Source organism: Magnetospirillum molischianum DSM 120, assembly GCF_000294655.1.
Taxonomy (GTDB): Bacteria; Pseudomonadota; Alphaproteobacteria; order Rhodospirillales; family Magnetospirillaceae; genus Phaeospirillum; species Phaeospirillum molischianum.
On the sequence record NZ_CAHP01000005.1, the window covers coordinates 1 to 1098 of the forward strand.

At 47.6% G+C, this 1098-nt stretch carries 2 protein-coding genes; both read right to left on the reverse strand.

The genetic code is table 11. From position 1 onward, the window contains the following. Nucleotides 1-81: 81 nt before the first annotated feature. Entirely contained in the window at nucleotides 82-354 is a 273-nt protein-coding gene (locus PHAMO_RS01700) for a hypothetical protein (protein ID WP_002725747.1), read from the reverse strand. A 53-nt stretch (nucleotides 355-407) separates the two neighbouring features. Next, on the reverse strand, nucleotides 408-695 hold the full coding sequence (locus PHAMO_RS19905; protein ID WP_002725778.1) for a hypothetical protein: 288 nt from the start codon (nucleotides 693-695) through the stop codon (nucleotides 408-410). Between the last annotated feature and the right edge of the window lie 403 nt (nucleotides 696-1098).

The window sequence follows — 1098 nt, forward strand, 5'->3', positions numbered from 1 at the left end:
TACGGAAACCATGAGGCTGTCGATTGGACCAGTCGATTCGCCAGGAACGCGTAACGACTGGTCCAATCGCCTCTCCGTGTATTATTTTTCCGGCTTGGGGGCTGCTTCCTTTCGGGTCGTGTGCATCTTTGAAACTGCCATCCCGACCATAGACGCGGTCGCAGGACCGTTGTTGCCGGTGGCTGTGTAAACCGCCTGAACGACTGCGGATCCCAGTACAGGGTCGGCTGCGGCTGTTTTCAGGATCAGAGTAGGGTCTTTGGTCAAGGCTGTCTCTTGTGCAGTAACTTTGGCGAGTTGCGCCTCGAGCTTTGCCTTTTGGCGGGCCAGGATTTCAGCAGGGGTGGTAGTCATAGCAATTCTCCAATTTTTTTCCGGTCTAAATTTATGATAAACAAAGGATATTGTCAATGGTTTAAAATTTTCTTTGTAAAAACAAAGGATATTTTCAATGATTTAAAATTTTCTTTGTAAAAACAAGGGCTTATTCGTAAGCGTCGTCTGAGGGCTACCTTGCCGGTGGCTGTGTAAACCGCCTGAACGACTGCGGATCCCAGTACAGGGTCGGCTGCGGCTGTTTTCAGGATCAGAGTAGGGTCTTTGGTCAAGGCTGTCTCTTGTGCAGTAACTTTGGCGAGTTGCGCCTCGAGCTTTGCCTTTTGGCGGGCCAGGATTTCAGCAGGGGTGGTAGTCATAGCAATTCTCCAATTTTTTCCGGTCTAAATTTATGATAAACAAAGGATATTGTCAATGGTTTAAAATTTTCTTTGTAAAAACAAAGGATATTTTCAATGATTTAAAATTTTCTTTGTAAAAACAAGGGCTTATTCGTAAGCGTCGTCTGAGGGCTACCTTGCCGGTGGCTGTGTAAACCGCCTGAACGACTGCGGATCCCAGTACAGGGTCGGCTGCGGCTGTTTTCAGGATCAGAGTAGGGTCTTTGGTCAAGGCTGTCTCTTGTGCAGTAACTTTGGCGAGTTGCGCCTCGAGCTTTGCCTTTTGGCGGGCCAGGATTCAGCAGGGGTCGGTAGTCCCATAGCAACTTCTCCAATTTTCCGGTCCTAAACTTATGATAAACAAAGGATATTGTCAATGGTT

Bases quoted from the DNA above. Each gene is read 5' to 3' on its own strand.
- PHAMO_RS01700 (WP_002725747.1), bottom strand. From the start codon at position 354: ATGACTACCACCCCTGCTGAAATCCTGGCCCGCCAAAAGGCAAAGCTC.
- PHAMO_RS19905 (WP_002725778.1), bottom strand. From the start codon at position 695: ATGACTACCACCCCTGCTGAAATCCTGGCCCGCCAAAAGGCAAAGCTC.